This is a genomic window from Gemmatirosa kalamazoonensis (assembly GCF_000522985.1).
In the GTDB taxonomy this organism is placed as follows: domain Bacteria; phylum Gemmatimonadota; class Gemmatimonadetes; order Gemmatimonadales; family Gemmatimonadaceae; genus Gemmatirosa; species Gemmatirosa kalamazoonensis.
On record NZ_CP007129.1, the window covers coordinates 379,462 to 399,013 of the forward strand.

Annotated in this window: 16 protein-coding genes; 10 read left to right on the forward strand and 6 right to left on the reverse strand. The window is 74.5% G+C overall.

Annotation, left to right across the window (positions count from 1 at the left end):
- Positions 1 to 155 precede the first annotated feature (155 nt).
- Positions 156 to 1,277, forward strand: a complete 1,122-nt coding sequence (locus J421_RS24630; protein ID WP_025413780.1) for a sensor histidine kinase — start codon at positions 156 to 158, stop codon at positions 1,275 to 1,277.
- The gene (locus tag J421_RS33065; protein ID WP_025413781.1) at positions 1,274 to 2,053 is read left to right on the forward strand and encodes a LytR/AlgR family response regulator transcription factor; all 780 of its coding nucleotides are present in this window, start codon (positions 1,274 to 1,276) and stop codon (positions 2,051 to 2,053) included. The genes J421_RS24630 and J421_RS33065 overlap by 4 nt, the downstream gene beginning before the upstream one ends.
- Before the next feature lie 235 nt (positions 2,054 to 2,288).
- Here J421_RS33065 and J421_RS24645 read toward each other — a convergent pair whose 3' ends face one another.
- Together J421_RS24645 and J421_RS24650 are read right to left on the reverse strand one after the other, a co-directional pair.
- The gene (locus J421_RS24645) at positions 2,289 to 3,734 is read right to left on the reverse strand and encodes a phytoene desaturase family protein (RefSeq protein ID WP_025413782.1); all 1,446 of its coding nucleotides are present in this window, start codon (positions 3,732 to 3,734) and stop codon (positions 2,289 to 2,291) included.
- Positions 3,731 to 4,531, reverse strand: coding sequence for a helix-turn-helix transcriptional regulator (locus J421_RS24650; RefSeq protein ID WP_025413783.1), 801 nt, complete (start codon positions 4,529 to 4,531; stop codon positions 3,731 to 3,733). Before J421_RS24650 ends, J421_RS24645 begins: the two co-directional genes overlap by 4 nt.
- 149 nt (positions 4,532 to 4,680) lie before the next feature.
- On the opposite strand from J421_RS24650, the gene J421_RS24655 reads away from it, so the two are divergent.
- Positions 4,681 to 5,523, forward strand: coding sequence for an alpha/beta fold hydrolase (locus tag J421_RS24655; protein WP_025413784.1), 843 nt, complete (start codon positions 4,681 to 4,683; stop codon positions 5,521 to 5,523).
- 12 nt (positions 5,524 to 5,535) lie between these two features.
- Here J421_RS24655 and J421_RS24660 read toward each other — a convergent pair whose 3' ends face one another.
- Together J421_RS24660 and J421_RS24665 are read right to left on the reverse strand one after the other, a co-directional pair.
- The gene (locus J421_RS24660) at positions 5,536 to 6,132 is read right to left on the reverse strand and encodes a GNAT family N-acetyltransferase (protein WP_025413785.1); all 597 of its coding nucleotides are present in this window, start codon (positions 6,130 to 6,132) and stop codon (positions 5,536 to 5,538) included.
- A gap of 172 nt (positions 6,133 to 6,304) precedes the next feature.
- Positions 6,305 to 8,680, reverse strand: coding sequence for an ABC transporter permease (locus J421_RS24665; RefSeq protein ID WP_025413786.1), 2,376 nt, complete (start codon positions 8,678 to 8,680; stop codon positions 6,305 to 6,307).
- A 60-nt stretch (positions 8,681 to 8,740) separates the two neighbouring features.
- Here J421_RS24665 and J421_RS24670 point away from each other — a divergent pair, with 60 nt between their 5' ends.
- Together J421_RS24670 and J421_RS24675 are read left to right on the forward strand one after the other, a co-directional pair.
- Positions 8,741 to 9,961 carry an amidohydrolase family protein gene (locus J421_RS24670; protein WP_104023256.1) on the forward strand — a complete coding sequence of 407 codons (1,221 nt, stop codon included), beginning with the start codon at positions 8,741 to 8,743 and terminating at the stop codon, positions 9,959 to 9,961.
- Between the two features lie 310 nt (positions 9,962 to 10,271).
- The gene (locus tag J421_RS24675) at positions 10,272 to 12,257 is read left to right on the forward strand and encodes a glycoside hydrolase family 3 protein (RefSeq protein ID WP_104023257.1); all 1,986 of its coding nucleotides are present in this window, start codon (positions 10,272 to 10,274) and stop codon (positions 12,255 to 12,257) included.
- Here the strand turns inward: J421_RS24675 and J421_RS32290 are convergent.
- Positions 12,251 to 13,627 carry a PAS domain-containing sensor histidine kinase gene (locus J421_RS32290; RefSeq protein ID WP_148306522.1) on the reverse strand — a complete coding sequence of 459 codons (1,377 nt, stop codon included), beginning with the start codon at positions 13,625 to 13,627 and terminating at the stop codon, positions 12,251 to 12,253. The genes J421_RS24675 and J421_RS32290 overlap by 7 nt on opposite strands.
- Positions 13,628 to 13,793: 166 nt before the next feature.
- On the opposite strand from J421_RS32290, the gene J421_RS32295 reads away from it, so the two are divergent.
- The 3 genes from J421_RS32295 to J421_RS24695 are packed head-to-tail and all read left to right on the forward strand — an operon-like array spanning position 13,794 to position 16,593.
- Positions 13,794 to 15,428: a tetratricopeptide repeat protein gene (locus tag J421_RS32295; protein ID WP_025413789.1), complete on the forward strand. Its 1,635-nt coding sequence runs from the start codon at positions 13,794 to 13,796 to the stop codon at positions 15,426 to 15,428.
- 2 nt (positions 15,429 to 15,430) lie between these two features.
- Entirely contained in the window at positions 15,431 to 15,763 is a 333-nt protein-coding gene (locus J421_RS24690) for a hypothetical protein (protein WP_025413790.1), read from the forward strand.
- Complete coding sequence (locus J421_RS24695; RefSeq protein ID WP_025413791.1) at positions 15,760 to 16,593, forward strand: N-acyl homoserine lactonase family protein; 834 nt, start codon at positions 15,760 to 15,762, stop codon at positions 16,591 to 16,593. Before J421_RS24690 ends, J421_RS24695 begins: the two co-directional genes overlap by 4 nt.
- 15 nt (positions 16,594 to 16,608) lie before the next feature.
- On the opposite strand, the gene J421_RS24700 is transcribed toward J421_RS24695, so the two are convergent.
- Positions 16,609 to 18,399: a response regulator gene (locus tag J421_RS24700; RefSeq protein WP_025413792.1), complete on the reverse strand. Its 1,791-nt coding sequence runs from the start codon at positions 18,397 to 18,399 to the stop codon at positions 16,609 to 16,611.
- Positions 18,400 to 18,535: 136 nt separating this feature from the next.
- Between J421_RS24700 and J421_RS24705 the strand changes: the two genes are divergently transcribed.
- Positions 18,536 to 18,973 (forward strand): YceI family protein, encoded by a 438-nt coding sequence (locus tag J421_RS24705; protein WP_104023260.1) that lies wholly within the window; start codon positions 18,536 to 18,538, stop codon positions 18,971 to 18,973.
- Positions 18,928 to 19,539 carry a tetratricopeptide repeat protein gene (locus J421_RS24710; RefSeq protein ID WP_236646372.1) on the forward strand — a complete coding sequence of 204 codons (612 nt, stop codon included), beginning with the start codon at positions 18,928 to 18,930 and terminating at the stop codon, positions 19,537 to 19,539. Before J421_RS24705 ends, J421_RS24710 begins: the two co-directional genes overlap by 46 nt.
- The last annotated feature ends 13 nt before the right edge of the window (positions 19,540 to 19,552 follow it).

Below are 19,552 nucleotides of genomic sequence, written 5' to 3' on the forward strand. Positions count from 1 at the left end.
CAATACGCGGCGTCGACACCGCGCTCGCCACGACGCCGGCGCGAACCCGCGCATCGCGAGCGCCAAGCGGACCGAGAGCGGCGCGAAGATCCGGCGCGCGAATCGACGAGGCGATCGCGTTGCGTCGGCCCGTCGCGTCGTGAAGATTCGGCGACATGAGCGACACGCGTCTCTCGTCGCGCCGCGGGATCGCGCGGCTCATGCTGCTCGTCGCGCCGATCGCCGTCGTGCTCACGGTGCTGGCGACGGCGCAGGAGGTGGTGCGCAGCGGCGGCGCGTACGGCGTCCGCGGCGTGGGGCGCGCGCTCGCGCTGAACGCGCTCGACTGGTTCGCGTGGGGACCGTTCGTGCCGCTGATCGTGTTCGTCGGCGAGCGGCATCGGCTCGACGTCCCCGCGCATCGGCTGCGCCGCGTGGCGGTGTGGCTGGCGCTCGGGCTGGCGTGCTGCGTGGGGGTCGGCCTCGTCACGGCGACCGTCGTGCTCAACGTGCCGCTCATGCCGCGCGGCGCGATCCCGGCGCACGTGCCGCTGCCGCGCTTCCTGCCGATGTGGATCCTCAACACCGCGCCGTTCAACCTGCTGCTGTTCTGCACGATCGGCGGCGCGCTGCACGCCGTGCTCGCGTACGACGACCTGCGCCGCCGGCAGCTCCGCGAGGCCGAGCTGGAGGCCCGCGCGACGCGCGCGGAGCTCAACGTGCTGCGCATGCAGCTGCAGCCGCACTTCTTCTTCAACGCGCTGCATACCGTGTCGTCGCTCATGATGACGGACGTCGCCGCCGCGCAGCGCGTGATCGCATCGCTCGGAGAGCTCGTGCGCGCGTCCATCGACCACACCGCGGCGCAGGAGGTGCGTCTGGGCGAGGAGCTGCAGTTCGTCGAGCGCTACCTCGAGATCCAGCGCGCGCGCTTCCGCAGCCGGTTGCGCGTCGAGGTGCGCGTGCCCGACGAGACGCTCGACGCGGTGGTGCCGAGCCTCATCCTGCAGCCGCTGGTGGAGAACGCGATCCGCCACGGCGTGGAGCGCACCCCGGGCGGCGGCGCCATCAGCATCGACGCGGCGCGCGAGCCGTCGCACCTGCGCCTGTCGGTGCGCAACGACTGCGATGCAGCGACGATGGCGGTGCAGCGACCGGGCTCCGGCATCGGGCTCGCGAACCTGGAGGCGCGGCTCTCGCAGCTGTACGGCGCGGACCACTCGTTCCATGCAGGCGCGGGCACCGACGGCGCGTTCGTCGTCGTGCTGCGCGTGCCCTATCGCCGCTGGGCCGCGTGAGCGCCGCCGTCGTGCGCGCCGTCGTCGTGGACGACGAGGAGCCCGCGCGCGAGCTGCTGCGCGCGCTGCTCGGCGAGCGCGGTGGTGTGGACGTCGTGGGGGAGGCCGGCGACGGCGCGGAGGCGGTGCGCACGATCGACGCGACGCGCCCCGACGTCGTGTTCCTCGACGTGCAGATGCCCGGCATGAGCGGCCTGGAGGTGGCCGCCGCGCTGGGGCGCGCGGCGTCGCCGCCGCTCGTCGTGTTCGTCACCGCGTACGACCGCTACGCCATCCAGGCGTTCGAGGTGAGCGCGTGCGACTACCTGCTGAAGCCGTTCGACGCCGCGCGCCTCGACGCCACGGTGCGACGCGTCGCGGCGCGGCTGCGCGACGCGGGCGCCACGAGCGCCGCGCAGCTGCGTGAGCTGCTGCGGCTCGTGGCGGCCGATCCCGCGCCGCTCGCGTTGAAGGTCGACGACCGCCACGTGTTCGTGGACCCGCGCGACGTCGAGTGGATCGAGATGGACGGCAAGGAGGCGCGCGTGCACCTCGTCGCCGGGCGCGGCGCGCCGCTCGTCGTCCGCGAGTCGATGCGCAGCCTGGAAGCGCGCCTCGACGCGGCGACGTTCCTCCGCGTGCACCGCTCGGCCATCGTGAACCGGCACCACGTGCGCGAGATGCAGCCGTGGTTCAAGGGCGAGCAGGTGCTGGTGCTGCGCGGCGGCGCGCGCGTGATCACCGGGCCGACGTACAGCGACGCCGTGACGCGCCTCCTGGTCGGGAAGGGGCGCTGACGGCCTCGCCGTCTCGAACCGCAGAGGGCCGCAGAGGGCCGCAGAGCCTTTCATCTGAACCACAGAGGACACGGAGGACACGGAGGAAAACCAACGAGTGACGTGGTTCTCCTCCGTGTCCTCCGTGTCCTCCGTGTCCTCCGTGGTTTCAATGCAAAGAGGCAGTCCTCTGCGGCCCTCTGCGTCCTCCGCGGTCCATTCGCGGAGCACCGGGCTCTCTGCGGCTGCCTCTTGCTCACCCGCGCGCGTCGCGCAGGGCGTCGCGCAGGGCGTCGCGCAGCGCGGCGCGCGCCGCGTGGTAGCCGCACATGCCGTGCACCCCGCCGCCCGGCGGCGTCGACGCGGAGCAGAGATAGAGCCCGCGCACCGGCGTGGCGTAGGGCGTGAGGCCCAACGTCGGCCGCGCGAAGACCTGGCGCAGCGTGTTCGCGCCGGCGCCGATGTCGCCGCCGACGAGGTTCGCGTCGTAGCCCTCCAGCGCGCGCGTGTCGCGCGTGGCGCGCGCGAGCACGCAGTCGCGGAAGCCCGGCGCGAACCGCTCGATCTGCGCCTCGATGCGCGCCGTCATGTCCTCCGTCGAGCCGTGCGGCACGTGGCAGTACGCCCACAGGGTGTGCCGGCCCGCCGGCGCGCGCGTGCCGTCGCAGAGGCTCTGCTGCGCGACGAGCACGAATGGCCGCTCCGCGTGCTCGCCGCGCCATGGCGCCGCCTCCGACGCCTCGATCTCCTCGAGCGTGCCGCCGAGGTGCACGGTGCCGGCGCGGCGGCACGCCTCGGCGCGCCACGGCACCGGCTCCGATAGCGCCCAGTCCACCTTGAACACGCCGGGCCCGTAGCGGAAGCGGTCCAGCGCGCGCGCGTATCGCGCGGGAAGTCGGTCGCCTGCGATGCGCACGATCTGCCGCGGCGTGAGGTCGAGGATCGTCGCGCGCGCGTCCAGCTCACGGAGCGACGTCACCGGCGCGTCGGTCACGATCTCCCCGCCCAACGATCGCAGGTACGCCGCCATCGACGCCGCGATGCCCGCCGAGCCGCCGCGCGCCACCGGCCATCCGATCGCGTGCGCGAGCGCGCCGAGCACGAGGCCGAACGCCGCGGTGCCCGCGTGGTCGAGCGGCACCATCGCGTGCGCGCAGAGCCCCGCGAACATCCCGCGTGTGCGCGCCGTCGTGAACGTGGCGCGCGCGAGCCCGCCCGCCGAGCGCAGCGCGCGCATGCCGAACCGCGCGAGCAGCCACGGATGGTGCGGCCGGTGCAGCAGCGGCCCGAGGATCTCCGGCGCGAGCGCATCCCACCGCTCGGCGAACGGCCCGACGAGCGCGCGCCACGCGTCGCCGTCGACGTCGAGCGATGCCGCGCTCTCGTCGATCGAGCGCACGAGCACCGCGGCCGATCCGTCGTCGAGTGGATGCGCGAGCTGGACCTCGGGCTCGACCCACCCGAGCCCGTGCTCGTGCAGCGGTACGCCGCGGAAGAACGGGGAGCCGAGGCCGAGGGGGTGCACCGCCGAGCAGACGTCGTGCGCGAAGCCGGGGAGCGTCAGCTCCGCGGTGCGCGTGCCGCCGCCGACGACCGACGCGCTCTCGCGCACGAGCACGGAGCGTCCGGCGCGGGCCAGCGTGATGGCGGCCGCGAGACCGTTAGGCCCCGAGCCGACGACGATCGCGTCGCGCGCCGTCAATCGCGGATGGATCGACGCGAGTGAATGCCGAGCTTCGCGAAGATGTTCTCGACGTGGTGGCGCACCGTGTGCGGGCTCACGTCGAGCCGCTCGGCGATCTCGCGGTTGGTGGCTCGCCGCGCGAGCAGCCGCGCGATCTCCGCCTCGCGCCTCGTCAGGCCGAAGCGTCCGAGCGACAGCTCCGCCGCCGCCGTCGCGCGGTCGTGCGCGAGGCGCATGGTCACGCCGACCTTGAGCGCGGGGAGCAGCAGCTTGAGCACCGCGCCCGCCGCGTGACGTGGCGTCGAGCGCCGCGGCCGCACCGACGACTCGGCGTTGCCGTACGAGATGCACAGCGCCACGTGCCCGCCGTCGACGGACCAGTCGATGTTCTCGCTGTCGGCCATGCGACCGGGCGTGACGACCTCGCCGAGGAACGCGGAGCGGCGCCGCGCGGAGGGCTGGCCGGCGGCGGCACGCCAGAACGCGCGGAGCCGGCTCCACACCTCCGCGCCCGAGCGCAGTCGCTCATGCTCGGCGGCCTGCAGCCACGGATCCGTCGGCAGGTCCGGCAGTCGGCCGAAGAGCGTCTGGATCGCCCGCTGCGGCTGCGTGCCAACGTTCATCGAGTGGACGTGCATCGGCATGCCGGCGCGCGGCATCCCGAACACGACGTGGTCGCCGTCGAGCAGCACCGCGACCGCCGACTCGACGGCGAGGCGCCAGTCGTCGCACCGCTGATGTGCCAGCGGCGACAGGATCGTGGTCAGCGTGCGGTCGAGCCGATCGAGATCCACGCGTCGCAACGCGAGACTCATGGCGTCGCATCCTCCGCGCATCGGACGATGTCTCCCGACGCGAACGTAGCGGCGCGCGTGCCGCCGCGCATGGGACGAATCGTCCGATGCGAACATACCGCGGGTCGCCCACCATCTCAATGCGGCGCGACCATCCACGGAGGCATCCCATGACGCACCACACCATCTCGGGCGGCGGCGGTACCCGGCTCCACGTCGTCGAGGCGGGGAACCCGACAGGCCCGTCCATCCTGTTCGTGCACGGCATGTCGCAGTCCTGGCTCACCTGGCAGCGACAGCTCGATTCCGAGCTCGCCCGCCGGTATCGGCTCGTCGCGATGGATCTGCGCGGGCACGGCGCGTCGGAGGCGCCGCGCGACGGCTACGACGACTCGCGGCTGTGGGCGGCCGACGTCGACGCCGTCGTCGGCACGCTCGGCCTCGATCGGCCGGTCCTCTGCGGCTGGTCGTACGGGCCGCTCGTCATGCTCGACTACGTGCGGCACTACGGCGAGGAGCGGGTAGGCGGGCTCCACCTCGTCGGCGCGGTCACGAAGCTCGGCAGCGCGGCGGCGCTCGCCGTGCTCACGCCGGAGTTCCTCGAATGTCTGCCCGGCCTGTTCTCGACCGACGTGACGGAGAGCGTGGGCGGGCTCCGCGCGCTGCTGCGCCTCTGCTTCTTCCGCCCCCCAGAGCAGTCGGATCTGTACACGATGCTCGGCTTCGGCTCGTCGGTGTCCCCGTCCGTGCGCCACGCGATGCTGACGCGCGTGGTCGACAACGACGACCTGCTGCCGACCATCACGCGCCCCGTGCTCGTCACGCACGGCGTCGCGGACGCGATCGTGCGCGCGGAGGTGGTCGAGCAGCACCGCGCCGCGATGCCGCACGCGCAGATCGACGTGATGCGCGGCGCGGGCCACGCCGCGTTCTGGGACGATGCCGCGTCGTTCAACCGGCGCCTCGCCGCGTTCCGGGATGCGATCGCGGCCGACGCGCTCGCGACGCGATGACCCGGCGACGGCCTATTCCGCGTGCCGCGCGAGCCGCGAGGCGAGATGCCGCTTCACGTCCGGCCACTCGCCGCGCAGGATGCTGAACATCACGCTGTCGCGCACCGTGCCGTCGCGGCGCGGCCAGTGATGGCGGATGACGCCGTCCTTGTGCGCGCCGAGGGCGGCGATGGCGCGCTGCGACGCGAAGTTGAAGTTGTCGGTGCGCAGTCCCACTACCGCGCAGCCGAGCGTGTCGAACGCGTGCGTGAGCAGCAGGAGCTTGCACGCGGTGTTCACGTGCGTGCGCTGCGCCCGCGACGCGTACCAGGTCCACCCGATCTCGACGCGGTCGATGTTCGGCACGATGTCGTGGTAGCGCGTGGTGCCGACGATCGTGTCGGTGCCGAGGTCGCGCACTGCCCACGGCAGCATGTGCCCCGCGGCCTGACCGTCGAGCGCCTGCGCGACGTAGGCGGCGGTCTGGGCCGGCTCGGGGACGGAGGTGAACCACAGCTCCCACAGACGGCCGTCGGCCGCGGCGGCGGCGAGCGGGTCGACGTGCGCGGTCGCGAGCGGCTCCAGGCGGACGCCGTGGCCTTCGAGCGTGACGGGGGCGAGAGAGATCACGGGCGGATGGGTGATGGGGCGGGACGCGGTGCCGCGTCGAAAGGAACGCCGCCCGGCCGCGGCCCGCCGTCAAGAAGCTGCACCCTCGCGCCGCGCCGGCGACGATCGCGATCGGCGCCTGCGGCTCGCGCTCGGGCGCCTGGACCGGCGCTGAACGGCGGCTCGCGCATCGTCAGTCCGCGCGCAGGCACTCGGCGGGATGCACGCGCGCCGCGCGCCGCGCGGGTGCGAGGCTCGCCACGAGCGTGACCGCCGCGAGCAGCGCCGCCGCGCCGGCGAACGTCATCACGTCGCTCGCCCGAACGCCGTAGAGCAGCGTCGCGAGCGCGCGTGCGAGCACCGCGGCGACGACGAGTCCCGCCACGATCCCCGTCGCGGCGAGCGCCGCTCCCTGCCGCAGCACGAGCGTCGCGATCTCGCGCGCCGTCGCGCCGAGCGCGGCACGGATGCCCATCTCGCGCGTGCGCCGCGCCGCCGCGTACGCCACCACGCCGTACACGCCGACCGCGGCGAGCGTCGTCGCGGCGAGCGCGAAGCCGCCGAGCAGCACGAGCAGCGAGCGGCGCACGTAGACCGCCGGCGTGCTCGCGACCTGCGTCGCCATCGTCGCGGCCCCGTAGACGGGGAGCGTCGGATCCACCTCGCGCGCCGCGCGCCGCATCGCGGCGACGAGCGCTGCCGGGTCCGCGCTCGCGCGCAGCACGACGGTCATGCGGTTCTCCGGTGCCTGCAGGTGCGAGCGGTAGACGATCGCCGGCGCGGCCGCGTCGAGGCTCGTGGCGCGCACGTCGGCCACCACACCGACGACGGTCCATGCCGTTTCGGGAGCCGCGTCGAAGCGAATGCGCCGGCCCACCGCCGTACCGGGCGCGAACAGGCGCCGCGGGAGCCCCTCGCTGACGACGACCACGCGCGGCGCGTCGGCGTCGTCGCGCGCGCCTAACGGCCGCCCGTCGAGCACGCGGATCCCCATCGCGCGGAAGTAGTCGCCGGCCACGCCGCGCAGCATCGCCGTGGGGCGCGCATCCGATGCCGGCTCCGGCGCGCCCTCCACGCGGAACGCGGCGGCGCCCGAGCCGGCGAGCGGCACGTTGCTGACCGCGCCCGCCGCTCGCACGCCCGGCAGCTCGCGCGCCCGCGCGACGAACGCCTCGAAGAACCGCTGTTGCGCGACCGGTGCGTCGTAGCGCGCGCCGGCGAGCGCGATACGGGTGGTGACGACGTCCTCCGTCGCGAACCCGGGATCGACGCGGAGCAGCGCGACGACGCTCCGGGTCATGAGCCCGGCCCCGACGAGCAGCACGGTCGTGAGCGCGATCTCGCCGACGACGAGCGCGCGACGCGCGCGTCCGGCGAGCACGGACCCGTCGCCGTCGCGCCGGCCGAGCGACGCGGTCGACAGGCGTCCCGCCTGCAGCGCGGGCACGAGCCCGAACGCCACGCCCGTCGCGAGCACGACGACGAGCGTGGCGCCGAGCACCGCGGGATCCATCGTCAGCGTGCGTAGGAACGGCATGCGGTCGACGACGTACGCCGGGGCCGCGGCGGCGAGCCACCACACGCCGAGCGCGGCGAGCGCCGCCCCGGCCGCGCCGCCTAACGCTGCGACGAGCAGGCTCTCCGTGAGGAGCTGTCGCGCGATGCGGGCGCGTCCCGCGCCGAGCGCGGTGCGCACCGCCATCTCGCGCGCGCGGCCGAGCGCGCGGGCGAGGAACAGGCTCGCGACGTTCGCGCACGCGACGAGCAGCACGAGGGCCACGCCGCCACCGAGCGCGACGAGCAGCGGGCGCGTGGGCCCGACGACCGCCTCGCGCAGCGGGACCACGAGCGCCGAGCGGCCGGCCGGCGTGTCCGCCGAGCGCGTGGCAAGCCGGCGCTCGATCGTCGCGAGCTCGGTCGACGCTCCGCGCACCGTCGCGCCGTCGCGCAGCCGCCCCACGACCGACAGCACGCGGTCGTCGTGCACCGGCAGCCACACCTCGGCGTCGCCGGCGGGCGCGAACAGGACGTCGCGCGGCAGCACCCCGATCACCGTCGCCGCGCGGCCGTCGAGCGTGAGCGTGCTCCCGACCGCGGCACCGAGCCGCCGCGCGAGCCCATCGCTCAGCACGGCCACCTCGGCGCCGGAGTCGGCCGGCACGAACGCGCGGCCGACCGCCGGCCGCACGCGCAGCATGGCGAGGAAGCCCGGCGTCGCGCGGATGCCCTGCAGCCGCTCGGGCGCGTCGCGGCCGGTGAGCGTGAGGTTCGTGCCGTCGAAGCCTTCGAGCATGGCGAACGCGCGGGCCCCGTCGCGCCACGCGCGCAGCTCGGCGGCCGTCGCCCTCGCCCGCACGGTGGGATCGCGCGCGTCGGTGGCCGATACCTGCACGAGGCGATCGGCCGCGTCGAACGGCACCGCGCGCACGAGCGCCGCGCGCGCGACCGTGAGCATCGCGGTGGTGGCGCCGATGCCTAACGCGAGCGTGAGCAGCGCCGCGGCGGCGAACGCCGGCTGGCGGCGCAGGGTCCGCGCGGCGTACGACAGGTCGGCCACGAGGCGTCGCATGGTTCCCCCTCGAAGGGACGATCGGCATAATACCGTCGCCTTCCAGCCCCTGCATCCGCCATGCGATTCCGCGCGCTCGCGCCGCTCCTGCTCGCCGTGTCCACCGCGCACGCCCAGACGCGCGCGTTCACCGGTCTCACGCTGATCGACGGCACCGACCGCGCGCCGGTGCGCGATGCGACCATCGTCGTGCGGGACGGCCGCGTGGTGGACGCCGGCGCCGCATCGCGCGTGGCGATCCCCGCGGGCGCCGAGCGCGTCTCGCTCGCCGGCAAGACGGTGATCCCGGGCATCGTGAACGCGCACGGCCACGTCACCGACGCCGACCGCGATCTCCGCACGTACGCCGCGTACGGCGTGACGACGGTGTTCAGCCTCGGCGACGAGCCGCCGGCGGTGTTCGCGGCGCGCGCGGCGCAGAACGTCCCCACGCTCGACCGCACACGCGTGTACCTCGCCGGCCCGGTGCTCGCGCCGAAGACGCCGGAGGAGGCGCGCGCGCTCGTGGCGCGCGACGACAGCCTGCACGTCGACGTCGTGAAGATCCGCGTCGACGACAACCTCGGCACGACGGCGAAGATGGCGCCGGAGATCTGGCGCGCGGTGATCGACGAGGCGCACCGGCGCGGGCTCCGCGTGGCGGTGCATCTCTTCTACCTCGCCGACGCGAAGGCGGTGCTCGACGCGGGCGCGGACTTCGTCGCGCACAGCGTGCGCGACGCCGACGTGGACGCGGAGCTGATCGCGAAGCTGAAGGCGCGCGGCGTGTGCGTGAGCCCCACGCTCATGCGCGAGGTGTCGACGTTCGTGTACGGGTCGACGCCGGAGTTCTTCTCCGATCCGTTCTTCCTCGCGCACGCGAACCCCGCGTGGGTCGCGACGCTCCGCGACACGGCGCGGCAGGCCTCGGTGCGCGCGAGCCCCGCGGCGCGCCGCTATCGCACCGCGCTGGAGGTCGCGAGCCGCAACGTGAAGGCGCTGTCGGACGCGGGCGTGCCGCTCGCCATGGGGACGGACACGGGCCCGGTGGGGCGCTTCCAGGGCTACTTCGAGCTCATGGAGCTGGAGTACATGGTGCGCGCCGGGCTCACGCCGTCGCAGGCACTGCGCGCCGCGACGCGCGACGCCGCGCGGTGCATGCATCTCGCCCGCGACGTCGGCACGATCGAGCCGGGGAAGTGGGCCGACTTCGTCGCGCTCGACGCGGATCCGCTGCAGGACATCCGCAACGTGCGACGCATCTCGTCCGTGTGGATCGCGGGGAACCGCGTCGCGCGATGAGGGATCGTTGGTTGTCGTTCGTGCTCACGCGGAGGCGCGGAGAACGCGGCGGGCGCTGGCGCTGCATACTTGAACCGCAGAGGGCCGCAGAGGGCCGCAGAGGACTGCCCTTTTGACTTGAACCACAGAGGACACGGAGGACACGGAGGAAATCAACTGCTTCGCTTGAAGGGTTGTCCTCTGTGTCCTCCGTGTCCTCCGTGGTTAGAAAAGCAGTTGTCGTTCTCTGCGGCCCTCTGCGGCCCTCTGCGGTCAATAAAGGGTGTTCCCCACATCTCCGCGCGAGACAGTCGAGTCAATCGGAGGATGGATGCTCTTCTCACGACGCTTCATGGCCGCCGCCGTCATCGCGGTCGCGCCGCTTGGCACCGGTGCGCAACCCGCGCAGCCCGTGCTCGGATCACGCTCGGCGCCGATCCTCACGATCGGCGGGCTCCGCTTCCGCGACCTGAATCGCAACGGCGCGCTCGACCCGTACGAGGACTGGCGGCTCACGCCCGCGGCGCGCGCGCGGGACCTCGTCGCCCGCATGACGCTCGAGGAGAAGGCGGGGACGATGATGCACGGCACCGCGCGCAGCGGCGGCCCAGGAGGCGCGTCCGGCGCGGGCACGGGCTACGACACCGCCGCCACGCGCGCGCTCATCGACGGCGCGAAGGTCACCAGCATGATCACGCGACTCGGCGGCGCGCCGGCGACGCTCGCGGCGCAGAACGATCTGCTGCAGGAGATCGCCGAGTCGACGCGGTTGGGCGTGCCGCTCACCATCAGCACCGACCCGCGGCACCACTTCCAGTACGTGCTCGGCGCGAGCGTCACCGCCGGACAGTTCTCGCAGTGGCCCGAGCCGTTGGGGCTCGCCGCGATCGGCGACTCGGCGCTCGTGCATCGGTTCGGCGACATCGCGCGGCAGGAGTACCGCGCCGTCGGGATCCACATGGCGCTGTCGCCGCAGGCCGACCTCTCCACCGAGCCACGCTGGAGCCGCATCAACGGCACGTTCGGCGAGGACGCCGCGCTCGCCGAGCGGCTCGTGCGCGCGTACGTCGAGGGGTTCCAGCACGGGGGCGCGGGCGTCGACAGCGTCGGCGTCGCCACCGTCGTGAAGCACTGGGTGGGCTACGGCGCGCAGAAGGAGGGGCTCGACAGCCACTCGTACTACGGCCGCTACGCCGAGATGTCGCCGTCGGCGCTGGAGTACCACATCCGGCCGTTCCTCGGCGCGTTCGCCGCGCACGTCGCCGGCGTGATGCCGACGTACTCCATCCTCGAGGGCGCCGCGTGGAACGGCAAGCCGCTCGAGCAGGTGGGCGCCGGGTTCAACGCGCAGCTCCTCACCGACGCGCTGCGCGGCCGCTACGGCTTCCGCGGCCTCGTCATCACCGACTGGGGCGTCACGAACGACTGCTCGGCGCGGTGCCGCGAGGGGGTGCCTAACGGCGAGCGGCCGTCGTTCGCCGACGTCGCGATGCCGTGGGGCGTCGAGGCGCTGCCGATGCGCGAGCGGTTCGTGAAGGCGGTGCGCGCGGGCGTCGACCAGTTCGGCGGGACCGAGCGCGCCGACGCGCTCGCGGCGGCGGTGCGCGCGGGCGAGCTGCCGGAGGCGCGCCTGGACACATCGGCGGCGCGGGTGCTGGAGCAGAAGTTCGCGTTAGGCCTGTTCGAGAACCCGTACGTGGACCCGGACGCCGCCACGCGGCGCGTCGGCACCGACGACTTCCGCGAGGCCGGGCTCGACGCGCAGCGCCACGCGCTCGTGCTGCTCGAGAACAAGCGCGGGATCCTTCCGCTGCGGCCGGACCCGCGGAGGCGGATGCTGCGCGTCTACGTGCGCGGGCTGTCGCCGGAGGTGGTGGCGCGCGAGGGATGGGAGGTGGTCCCGGATCCGGCGATGGCCGACATCGCGATCGTGCGGCTGTCGGCGCCGTTCGAGCGGCTGCACCCGGGCTACGTGTTCGGCGCGATGCAGCACGAGGGCAGCCTGGAGTTCCGTCCGGGCGACGCCGACTACGAGGCGTTCCGGCGCGCGAGCGCCGTGGTGCCGACGATCGTCACCGTGTACCTCGACCGGCCGGCGATCCTCGAGCCGGTCAGGGTGCGCGCGCGCGCACTGCTCGCGAACTTCGGCGTGAGCGACGCCGCGCTGCTCGACGTGCTCACCGGGCGCGCGCGGCCCGAGGGCAAGCTGCCGTTCGAGCTGCCGTCGTCGATGAACGCGGTGCGCGCGCAGCGCTCGGACCTGCCGCACGACAGCGCGAAGCCGCTGTACCCGATCGGGTACGGACGCCGCTACTGATCGGGGCCGGCGGCAGGGGCGCTGCGGCCGGCGCGGCCGCGTGGGAGCGTGAGCGTGAACACGCTGCCGACGCCGAGCGTGCTCTCCACCGTGATGTCGCCGCCCATGCGACGCGCGAGGTCGCGGCTCGTCGCCAGCCCCAGGCCGACGCCGTCGGTGTACGACGCGCCCGACCCCACGCGCACGAACGGCTGGAAGATCGCCTCGTGCTGCGAGGCGAGGATGCCGCATCCGGTGTCGCACACGCGCACGTGCACGGCGGGCCCGCCCCCCGCCGCGTCCACGGTCACGGTGCCCGCGCGCGGCGAGAACTTGATCGCGTTGCCGACGAGGTTCACGAGGATCTGCAGCACGCGCTCGGCGTCGGCGTACACGACGAGCGGACCCGTCCCGTCGTCGTCGTGCGCGTGCGCGTCGGCGCCGCCGATGCGGCAGTCGTAGCGCAGCGCCTTGCTCGCGACGTGCGGGGCGATGAGCATGCCGAGGATGTCGCACAGCGGATCCAGCCGCACGTCGGAGAGCGTGAGCGGCACGTCGGCCACCGCCTCGGCGCGCGCGGCATGCACGATGTCGGTGGTGAGCGCGAGCAGGACCGCCTGGGCGATGTCGATCCGCTCGAGCGCCTCGCGCTGCGCTTCGGTGATCGGGCCCATGACGCCGTCGGCGAGCAGCTCCACGTAGCCGGCGATGGCGGCGAGCGGCGCCCGGAGGTCGTGCGACGCGGCGGCGAGCACGCGCCCCTTCGCCGCGGTCGCCGCTTCGGCCGCCGCGCGCGCGGCCTGGGCCTCGGTGAGCGCCGTGTGCGCCGCGGCCTCGGCGGCCACGAGGTCGGTGATGTCGATGTTCGCGCCGACCCACTCGCACACCGCGCCGTCGGCGCCGCGCACGGGGACCATGCGCACGAGCGTGTGGCGCCACTCGTGCCCGCCCCCGCGGTCGGCGCGGCGGATGCGCGCCCGGTGCTCGTAGCGCGCCGCGCCGCGCCCGATGGCCTCGCGGCAGGTGCGGAGCGCCTCGGCGCGGTCGTCGGGGTGGATCGCGTCGGCCCAGCCATAGCCGTCGCGGCCGCGCGCGTCGGTGAACGACTGCCCGGTGAACGCCTGCCACGCGGGCTGCGGCGCGACGATCCGGGCCTGCGCGTCGAGCACCCACGTCACGTGGCCGGCGACCTCGACGAGGGCACGGAAGCGCGCCTCGCTCGTCTGCAGTCGGGCGGCGAACTCGGTCGTGGCGGCGCGGTCCGCGGCGCGGCTCTCCGTCAGCGCGCGGCTGTGCGCGACGGCGTCGGTGGCCCGGGCGATGTTCGTCCGCACCTCGTGCTGCACGCGCTCGAGGTCCGCCGGCCGGTCGGACGCGCGGCGGCGGGGCACGCTCTCGGACCCCTGTGACAGTTCCATGACTCGACCGGATCGGGCACCGTGGAACGACTGACCTACCATGCGCGTCCATCGGGAGTCCCGCAACGCTCGGCCGCTCCGTACCGTATCCTTTAGCTGCCGTCGATTCGTCGCGGCCCCGGATCGCCCTCCGTCGCAGATGACCCGTCCCGCTCCCACGCCCGACCGCCAGCGCCTCGTGCGTCGCCTCGTCCACCGCCTGCTGCTGCTGCCGGTGGTGCTGCCGGCGGCCGCGACGGCGCTCGCCACGCCCGCGCTGGCGCAGAAGAAGCCGCCGATGGAGTTCACCCGGCAGGGGCTGCTCGTCCTGAACTTCACCCCGGGGCCGGGGGTGGACGTGAAGGTCGGCCGCAAGGCGGGCGACCGGGTGCGCGATCGGGCGGGGGACCTCGTGAACTCGCGCGAGGTGGACGTCGTCTCCGCGGCGCGAGCGCGCGAGCGGCTCGAGCGCGACGGCTTCCCGTCGGACATCGGCCTCGAGCCGGCGGTGTTCAACCAGGTGTCGCGCGCGCTCCGCGCCGACGAGTACGTGATGGGCACCGTGACCCGGCGCGGCGACGCGTACCGGATCGACGGCGAGCTGCGGCTCGTGCGCAGCGCCGGGACCAGGCAGCCGCTGGAGCCCGGCGTGAACGCCGACCTCGATCTCGCCGGCGACGTGGTCGCGAGGTCGCTCGTCGCCATGCGCGCGCAGCTCGTCCACGAGCGGCGGTGCATGAACGCGCTGCGCGAGGGGCGCGGCGCGCAGGCCCTCGACGCGGCGAAGCAGGGGATCACCGCGGTGCCGCGCGGCGCGTTCGTGCGCGCGTGCGAGGTCGGGGCGCTCATCGCCACGAGCGCGCCGGCGGCGCGCGTGCTCGCGGCCGCGGAGTCGCTGCTCGCCATCGACTCGACGAGCCGCGAGGGGCTCGACGGGGCCGGCCGCGCGCTGAACGCGCTGCAGCGGCGCGACGCCGCGGGCACGATGTGGCTGCGGCTCGCCGCCACCGACACGGAGAGCGTGGACCTCACGCTGCGCGCCGCCGGCGGGCTGCTGGAGGGCGGCAACGCGAAGCGCGCGCTGCCGCTGCTGAAGAAGGCGATCGAGCTGCACCCCGAGGACGTCACGCTGGTGCGCCTGGAGTGGCAGGCGGCGTTCAACGCGAAGGAATGGGCGCTCGCGGCGGAGGTCGGCGACTCGCTCCTCACGCGCGACGAGCCGTCGGCGTCGGACACGACGTTCCGGCTGCGGCACGCCGCGGCGCACCGCGCGGCGGGGCACACGCTGAAGGCGATGGAGCTGGCCGCGCGCGGCGTGCAGCAGTTCCCGAAGCACGCGCCGCTCTACGTGCTGTACACGGAGCTCGTGCAGGCCGAGCGCGACTCGGTCGTGCCGCGCGGGCTCGCCACGTTCCCGAAGAGCGCCGAGCTGCACGCGCTCGCAGCGAAGGATCTGAAGACGCGCGGCAAGGCGGAGGAGGCGCTCGCCGCCATGCAGCAGGCCGTGGCGCTCGACTCCACGCTGCCGCAGGGCGTGCTCGCGATCGCGCAGGCGGAGTTCGACCTCGGACGGCCGGACAGCGCGTTCCTGTCGCTGTCGCGCGCGCTGAAGCGCGGCGAGGACACGGCGGCGGTCGCGCAGTTCGCGCTCGCGAAAGGGAACGTGCTGCTGCGCGCCGCCGGCCAGACGCAGGTGCGCGACGACTACGCGCGCGCGCGCTCCGCTTCTTCGCGCTCGCCGACTCGGCCCGCTCGACGCCGCAGTCGAAGTTCCTGCTCGGCACCGCGGCGCTGAACGTGTCGAAGGCCGCGCTCACCGAGGCGCCGAAGCTCACCGACAAGCCGGCGAGCTGCACGCTCGCGCGGCTCGGCGGCGAGACGCTCGCGGCGGCGCGCGCGGGGCTCGAGGCGGGACAGATGGTCGCCCCCGAAGTGGCGAAGCAGTACCTCGACTACGTGGGCCAGCTCGCGCCGTTCGCCGAGAAGCAGCTCACCGTGTACTGCGACGGCACGCCCGCCGCGGTGGGCGGCAACGGCTCGGCCACGCCCGCGCCGCGCGACACGCTGCCGGCCGCCGCCGCCGCACCGACGCCGACCGCGACGACGACGCCGGCGACGAAGGTGCCGTGAGGCGCCGCGCGGCGCTCGCGTTAGGCGCGGCGCTCGTCGCGTCGTGCCGCGGTCCGCACCCGGCGGCACCGGTCTACGACGTCGACGCGGTGCGCTACGCGACCATCGTCGGATTCCCGGCGCGCGCGCTCGTCGCCGGCGCCGACTCCGCGCGGCGGCAGGACATCGCGATGATGGTGTGGCTGCTCCGCGCGCCCGGACGCACGGTGCTCGTCGACGCCGGGTTCCACCGCGACAAGTTCGTGCGCCAGTGGAAGCCCGCGGACTACCGCACACCCGCCACCGCGCTCGCCGCGCTCGGCGTCGACTCGGCCGCGGTGACCGACGTCGTGCTGTCGCACGTGCACTGGGACCACGCCGACGGGCTCGATCTCTTCCCGAACGCGCGCGTCTGGATCCAGCGTGCGGAGTACGAGTACTACGTCGCCCCCGACGGCACGCCCGCGCACCCGGGGATCGACGCCGACGACGCGGCGATGCTGCACGCGCTGCGCGGCGCCGGGCGCGTGATGCTCGTCGACGGCGACGCGCGCGAGATCCTGCCGGGGATCGCGGTCTACACCGGCGGGCGTCACACGTACGCGTCGCAGTACGCGACGGTGCGCACGCACGCCGGGACGGCGGTGATCGCGTCGGACAACTGCTACCTCTACGAGAACCTCGACCGCCGCCGGCCGATCGCGCAGACGTTCGACTCGCTGTCGAACCTCGCGGCGCAGGACCGCATGAAGACGCTCGCGAGCTCGGCGCGGCTCATCGTGCCGGGACACGATCCGGCGGTGTTCGCGCGATTTCCCTCGCCGGGGAACGGAGTGGCGCGGATCAGGTGAGGTTCGTGAGCCCACTCAGCCGCCGAGCCGCTTCAGGAACTCCTCGCGGTAGCTCGGCCCCACGGTCACCCGCGTCCCGTCCGCGAGAATCAGCAGCTGCTCGCCGCGGAACCACGGCTGGATCTCGCGCACGCGCGACAGGTTGACCACGGCCGAGCGATGCACGCGCGCGAAGCGCGACGGGTCGAGGCGCGCGGCGAGCCCGCCGAGGGTGCTGCGCATCGTGCACGTGCGCCGGCCCGCGTGCACGGCGACGTAGTTGTCGCGCGCCTCGAGCCAGTCCACCTCGTCGAGATCGAGCACCACGGTGCGCTCGCCGGCGCGCGCCACGAGGCGGCGGAGGAACGGCTCGGCCGGTGCGAGCGCGGCGGCGCGGCGCGCGTGCACGCGCGCGACCGCCTCGGCCAGCTCGGTCGGGCTCACCGGCTTCACGAGGTAGTCCACCGCGCCGCTGCGCAGCGCGGCGATCGCGTGGGCGTCGTACGCCGTCACGAAGACGATCGGTGGCGCGTCGGCGCCGAGCGCGCTCGCGACGCCGAGGCCGTCGAGCCGCGGCATCTGCACGTCGAGGAAGAGGACGTCGGGGGCGAGCGCGCGCACGGCGCGGATCGTCTCGTCCCCCGCCGCGCACTCCCCGACGATCTCCACGCCAGGGACTGCAGCGAGCAGGCGGCGGAGCTGCTGCCGCGCGAGCGGCTCGTCATCGGCGACGACGGCGCGGAGCGCGGTCACGGCACTCTCATGTCGGATACGCGCGCGGCAGCGTGAGCACGACGCGCGCGCGCCGCGCGGCGTGTTGGGCAGGCAGGCGAGCGTGTGGTCGTCGCCGTAGAGCGAGGCGAGCCGCGCGCGCACGTTAGGCAGGCCGAGCCCGGCGCCCGCGCCCTCCGCGGCGCCGAAGCCGACGCCGTCGTCGCTCACCGAGAGCCGCAGCGCGCCGCCGGCGACCGCCGCCTCCACGCGCACCGCGCCCTCGCCCCGCGCGCCGACGGAGTACTTGATCGCGTTCTCCACGAGCGGCTGCAGGATGAGCGGCGGCACGAGCGCGCCGCGCGCCGCCGGCTCGGCGTCGAGCGTCACGGCGAGCGTCGGGAAGCGCACGCGCTGGATCGCGACGTAGCGCTCGAGCGTCGCCAGCTCGTCGTCGAGCGTGGTGACCGTCCCCCGCAAGCCGGTGAGCGAGCGGCGCAGAAGCTCCGACAGGCTGCGCACCATGCGCGCGGCCGCCCGCGGGTCGCTCTCGATCAGCTCCACCGTGGCGTTCAGCGCGTTGAACAGGAAGTGCGGCTGGAGCTGCGCGGTGAGCAGCCCGAGCTCGGCGCGCGCACCGCGCGCGTCGGATTCGGCGCGGGCGAGCGCGTGGCGCTGCGCCTGCACCGCGGCGACGAGCGCGACGTAGACGAGCAGGTTCACCACGAACGCTCCCGCGACGCGCTCGCGGAACACGTCGCGCAGCGCGGCCGCCGACGGCGCGTAGTAGAACAGCGGGTACACCGCCGCCACGAGCAGGCTGTGCGCGACGCTCACCGCCGCGCCGGCCGCGGCGTGCACCGTCAGGCCGCGGGCGAGCGCGCCGCGACGCAGCGGGACGCGCCGCGCCAGCTGCACGACGATCGGCGCGAGCGCGGCCCACGCGAGCCAGCTCACCGTCTGCCGCAGGAGCAGCGAGCGCCAGCCGCGCGTGCCGCCGTACCACCGCACGGCGAACAGCTCGTGCGCGGTGAACAGCGCGACGACGAGCGTCCATGCGGCGGCCCACGCGAGCGCGCGGCGGCGCGCCGACGGCGCGGGAAGGAGTGACGTCATCGCGGCTAGCGTACGTGTCGCCACCGCCGACGGCAAGCATCGCGCGCTCGCCCCACGACGCGCGCCTTCGCCCCTGCACGTGCGCCCTTCGCCCCCGCGCCGTGGCGCCGCCGCGCGCCGTGCCTACCGTGGCCGCATGCGCACCACACTCCGAGTACTGGCCGCGCTCCTCGTCGCGCCGCCGCTCGACGCGCGGCTCGACGCGCAGAGCGACCTACCCGCGCGCTACGGCATCGACGCCGCGCACTCCAGCGTCGGCTTCTCGATCGGGTTCATGGGGATGTCCACCGTGCACGGCGCGTTCACGTCGTACGACGGGACGATCCTGTACGACGAGCGCGACCCGACACGCTCGTCAGTGAGCGTCGCGATCGACGTGGCGAGCATCAGCACGAACTCGCGCGATCGCGACCGGCACCTGCGCAGCCCCGACTTCTTCGACGCCGCGCGCTACCCCCGCATCACGTTCCGCTCCACGAGCGTCGCGCGCGCGCGCCGCGCGGCTTCGTGCTGCGCGGCGTGCTCGCGATGCACGGCCAGCGCCGCGAGGTCGAGATCCCGTTCGAGCGGCTGAACGGTCCGATGCCCGACGCGTGGGGGAATCGACGCATGACGCTGCGCGGCACGCTCTCGGTGAGCCGCAAGGCGTGGGGGATCGAGGGCACGGCGTTCTGGAACTCGGAGTTCGATCCCGGCCGCATGGCGGTGAGCGACCGCGCCGACATCGAGCTGCTCGTCTCGGCCACGATCCCGAATGTCGACCGGTGGGCGCATCCGGTCGGCGACTCGCTCCTCGCGAGCGTCGAGCGCGACGGGGTGAACGAGGCCACCCGCCGCTTCCGCGCGGCGTATGCGGGCAGCACGCGCGCCGACTCGATCCCGGAGTTCGCGTTCGTCGACGCGGGGCAGAAGCTCGTCGCGCGCGGCCGCGCGGCGGACGCGATCGCGTTCTACCGCGCCGTGCTCGACGTGCGCCCCACGGCGACGACGACGCGCTTCCTGCTCGGCGAGGCATACCTCAGGTCGGGGCAGACCGCGGCGGCGCGCGAGGAGTTCGCGCGCGTGGTGCGCGAGGATCCGGATGCGACCGGGGCGGCGGAGTGGCTGCGCGTGCTCGACGAGCGAGCGGGCAGCGGCTAGCCAACGGCGACCA

Excerpts from the sequence above, each read along its gene's own strand:
- J421_RS24705 (WP_104023260.1), top strand. The coding sequence starts at position 18,536 with ATGCGCACCACACTCCGAGTACTGGCCGCGCTCCTCGTCGCGCCGCCG.
- J421_RS24710 (WP_236646372.1), top strand. The coding sequence starts at position 18,928 with ATGCACGGCCAGCGCCGCGAGGTCGAGATCCCGTTCGAGCGGCTGAAC.
- J421_RS24670 (WP_104023256.1), top strand. The coding sequence starts at position 8,741 with ATGCGATTCCGCGCGCTCGCGCCGCTCCTGCTCGCCGTGTCCACCGCG.
- J421_RS24665 (WP_025413786.1), bottom strand. The coding sequence starts at position 8,680 with ATGCGACGCCTCGTGGCCGACCTGTCGTACGCCGCGCGGACCCTGCGC.
- J421_RS24630 (WP_025413780.1), top strand. The coding sequence starts at position 156 with ATGAGCGACACGCGTCTCTCGTCGCGCCGCGGGATCGCGCGGCTCATG.
- J421_RS24655 (WP_025413784.1), top strand. The coding sequence starts at position 4,681 with ATGACGCACCACACCATCTCGGGCGGCGGCGGTACCCGGCTCCACGTC.
- J421_RS24700 (WP_025413792.1), bottom strand. The coding sequence starts at position 18,399 with ATGACGTCACTCCTTCCCGCGCCGTCGGCGCGCCGCCGCGCGCTCGCG.
- J421_RS32295 (WP_025413789.1), top strand. The coding sequence starts at position 13,794 with ATGACCCGTCCCGCTCCCACGCCCGACCGCCAGCGCCTCGTGCGTCGC.
- J421_RS24650 (WP_025413783.1), bottom strand. The coding sequence starts at position 4,531 with ATGAGTCTCGCGTTGCGACGCGTGGATCTCGATCGGCTCGACCGCACG.
- J421_RS24675 (WP_104023257.1), top strand. The coding sequence starts at position 10,272 with ATGCTCTTCTCACGACGCTTCATGGCCGCCGCCGTCATCGCGGTCGCG.